This is a genomic window from uncultured Agitococcus sp. (genome assembly GCF_937920075.1).
Classification (GTDB): Bacteria; Pseudomonadota; Gammaproteobacteria; order Pseudomonadales; family Moraxellaceae; genus Agitococcus.
On record NZ_CALETI010000384.1, the window covers coordinates 1 to 3,721 of the forward strand.

The window sequence follows — 3,721 nt, forward strand, 5'->3', positions numbered from 1 at the left end:
CTGAGTAACCCTCATGCGTTGCCGTGGTGGTGGTCATTACTCAGTTCAGCTAATCCACAAGCGACCATCTTTTCAGAAGGTAGGCAACGTGTGCCGATAGCATTGGCTTAATAATTTCGCGGTGATTGGCTGAAATATTCTTTTTACGCCATCAACAATCAGCTTCTTATCATCCCTCATTCAACACAATTATTTTCATTCATCCAAGCACAGTCTGAATACAGGCTGTGCTTTTTTTATGTCGAGGTTTTTATGGAATATCAACATACTGAACAATCGCCATCAACTTCATTGGCGGTTGTGTCACATCAACCGCTGGCCATTGGTACAGCTACGCCTGTTAATTCAGACAGTCCCCTGTCTTTAGCTAACGTACTGAGTGAGCAATCCACTAAACCACACACTCACAGTGCCAACGCGATTCGCCTCATCAATACCAAAGGCTTAAGTCGTACTGAATGGTTAGCGGTGCGTAAACAAGGCATTGGCGGCAGTGATGCAGCGGCGGCTGTCGGTTTAAATCCCTATCAATCCCAGTTGGAATTATGGATGATTAAAACAGGTCGTTTTAGCGAAAATAGCCCTGATGAGTCTGAAACGAAACTCGATATAGACTCTAAAATGTATTGGGGTCAAGTTTTAGAACCGATTGTCGCCCAACATTACACCAAAGTCACAGGCCGTAAAGTGCGTAAGGTTAATGCGATTCTGCAACATGCCGATAGTGATAAATCGTGGATGTTGGCCAATATTGATTATCGAGTCGTTGGTAGTGATGAGGTACAACTACTGGAGTGTAAAACCGCAGGCGAATATGGGGCAAAGCTGTGGAAAGACGGTGTGCCTGAGTATGTGGAATGTCAGGTACAACATCAATTAGCGGTAACAGGTTTACAAGCCGCTGATGTCTGTGTGTTGATTTGTGGTCAGCAATTAAAAATTTATCGCATTGAACGTGATGAAGAGTTAATTGCCAAACTGATTGAATTAGAGCGGTTATTTTGGCAGTACGTGCAAAGCAATATACCGCCCTGTGCCGATGGCTCTGAATCCGCAGGTTTTGCCTTACGTTGTTTATTTCCACAAGACTACGGTCAGACGGTTGATTTTAGCGACAATACCCATGTTTCTAGCTTGTTTGACTCGCTCATCAACACACGTAAACAATTAAGCTTTTACCAACAACAGGAGGAATTTTATAAACAACTGCTACAACAGAATCTCGGTGAAGCCAGTTATGCCCAATTTGCTCAAGGCTCATTGTCATGGAAAAAGGCTAAAGACTCGGTTTACCTCGATACCACCGCACTCGTCAAAGACCATCCACAACTGTGTCAACAGTATCAACGCAGCAAAGTCGGTAGCAGACGCTTTTTAGTCTCTGAACGGCCTTCATCAAATTCTAAAGTGACTGATTAACCACTCACTAAAACAAACCGATTGCATCACTCACTTTTACCCTGACACGGCATAAAGCCCTTGCATGACAGCAAGGGCTTTTTCTTTTTTATTGGAGAACATCATGATTAAAGGTTTAGCCATCACCCCACCGATTATCGGTCGGATTAGCATCGGTCGCATCGTTGAAAAGAACGGTAAACGTTTACCCGAAAAGGATGACCAATTTACCTTAACCACCCAAGTCCAACACAAGGACGGCTGGTTACTTCATCCCTTAGATGAACAACTCCGCCAAGCACAAACCACCAGCAACGGTAAATTACGCACCATCCCAGTTCGCCTGTTATTTAATTCGCCTGAGTTAAACCTACGTGCTGAATACAGTTTATTCGATAGACAAACAGGCAGACCATTGTGTGTCGGTAATGGTGATACCTGTCGGCGATATACACCACAAGGCATTCAACAGTTACCCTGCCCTAGTCCCGAAGCTTGTGATTTAGCCCGAACAGGTCACTGTAAACCGTATGGTCGTTTACACGTTATTGTCAATGATGAGGAGGATATTGGCACGTTTATCTTTAGAACGACTGGCTTTAACAGCATTCGTACCTTAGTCGCACGTTTGAGTTATTACCAAGCCATCTCAGGTGATTTATTAGCGTGTTTACCCCTGCAATTAAAACTCAGAGGTAAAAGCACGACTCAAAGTCATCGCACAGCGATTTATTACGTCGATTTAACCTTAAGAGATAACCACACCTTAGCGGAAGCCTTGCAACAGGCCAAAACCCTAAACCAACAACGGCAAGAGATGGGCTTTCAGCAACAGGCCTTAGACCAAGCGGCAGAAGCAGGATTTAACAACGCACAATTTGAGTTTAGTGAGGAAGAAATTCCTGAGTTGTTGGAGGAGTTTTATCCAAACGCTGATGACGATGACTCGGCACAAGGTCAATCAACCTCAATCATAAACACAGCCAACAACGCAAACCCTTCAAACAACCTCAACGCAAAAACCGCCAATGGTGTTTTAAAGCAAAAACTCGGTCAGCGTTTACAAGCGCAAAGCACTACCCCTAATTAACCTTAACATCCACGCGGAGAATCATCATGTTACTGTGCAGTAATCCTTTATTTTCACTCGGTCAAACAGTGGCCACACCCCATGCTCTTGAACTGTTAGCTCAACATAACACTTCATGCTTTAGCTTATTGGCTCGTCATCAATCGGGTGATTGGGGCAATGTGCCTGCCGAAGATGCCTTAAGCAATCAAGAAGCGATTGAACGTGGCTATCGTATTATGTCGGTTTACCCTTTGGAAACAGGCAAAGTATGGATTATCACTGAGGCAGATAGGTCGGTGACAACCGTATTGTTGCCAGAGGAGTATTAAAGCGCAGCATAAGTAAAGCAGTCTGCCCTTGTATGGGCAGGCTGCTTTTTTTGGGTTAATGAGAGACTGTGTCGAAAAACAAGGCTGGGCTTAGATTAAAACGCTGAGACAAGGCTTGGATATGACTTTTAGAAAGTTGGCGTGTGCCGTTAAGAATCATAGAGACCATGCTCTTACCACTAATCTAATCTCATTTTTGAATACGCCCTCCAGAAACAATATCCAGTAATACAAAATAATCATCTAAAGCTTGACTATGTTTATCAAAGTCGTCCTTGAGGCTAGTCAACTCATTGCGCACACTTTCAGTGAGATCGTGATGTAGACATTCCTGTACTGTTTTCAACTCTTGCGCCAATGCGCGGATAGATTGCGCAAATGATTTTGTCATCTGTTCAAACACATCGGAGAGAGCTTGGTTAAATTGTCTTTTAAGCATATCCATTTGGTCGTTGGAACGAATCTCATCTTTAAATTGTCGGCTAATCTGCTTACCCATATCATCCATATCTAGTTTTAATACAGGTAACTCTAAACGATTAATCGCACGTTCTAGTGTGGCGCGAAAGTTTGCAGGATCGAAATCTGCACGTTTTGTTTGTAATTCCTCAACAAGAGTGCGGCGCAAATCTAGCCTGAGCTTATGAATACTAATCAAACCATTAAAATTATTTTCAATATCATTTCTACAATCCCGTGCATAACGATTAATTTGCTCAATAGCATCCGATGCACTCAAATATTGATAATTGACTGATACTGTTCGATAACGTGTTTCTGAACTACCCCAGCTAAATGGGTTGTACCATCGGGATGTACTAACAGTATAAGACACCTCGTTAGTTTCAGTGCCAGTCCGAGTTTTTAGTTGGTCATAACGACTCATACTCTGCTTTAACTCTTGTGTAATCTCGCGCTGTTG

Annotated in this window: 4 protein-coding genes; 3 read left to right on the forward strand and 1 reads right to left on the reverse strand. The window is 43.1% G+C overall.

Annotated elements, in window-relative coordinates:
- Positions 1-252: 252 nt before the first annotated feature.
- From Q0212_RS12920 to Q0212_RS12930, 3 genes are all read left to right on the forward strand, one after another.
- Positions 253-1,419, forward strand: coding sequence for a lambda-exonuclease family protein (locus tag Q0212_RS12920; protein ID WP_297926174.1), 1,167 nt, complete (start codon positions 253-255; stop codon positions 1,417-1,419).
- A gap of 103 nt (positions 1,420-1,522) precedes the next feature.
- Complete coding sequence (locus Q0212_RS12925; RefSeq protein WP_297926175.1) at positions 1,523-2,488, forward strand: hydrolase or metal-binding protein; 966 nt, start codon at positions 1,523-1,525, stop codon at positions 2,486-2,488.
- 26 nt (positions 2,489-2,514) lie between these two features.
- Positions 2,515-2,799 carry a hypothetical protein gene (locus Q0212_RS12930; RefSeq protein WP_297926177.1) on the forward strand — a complete coding sequence of 95 codons (285 nt, stop codon included), beginning with the start codon at positions 2,515-2,517 and terminating at the stop codon, positions 2,797-2,799.
- Between the two features lie 190 nt (positions 2,800-2,989).
- On the opposite strand, the gene Q0212_RS12935 is transcribed toward Q0212_RS12930, so the two are convergent.
- Positions 2,990-3,721 (reverse strand): hypothetical protein (locus tag Q0212_RS12935; RefSeq protein ID WP_297926178.1); only part of this gene is annotated, 732 nt, incomplete at its 5' end.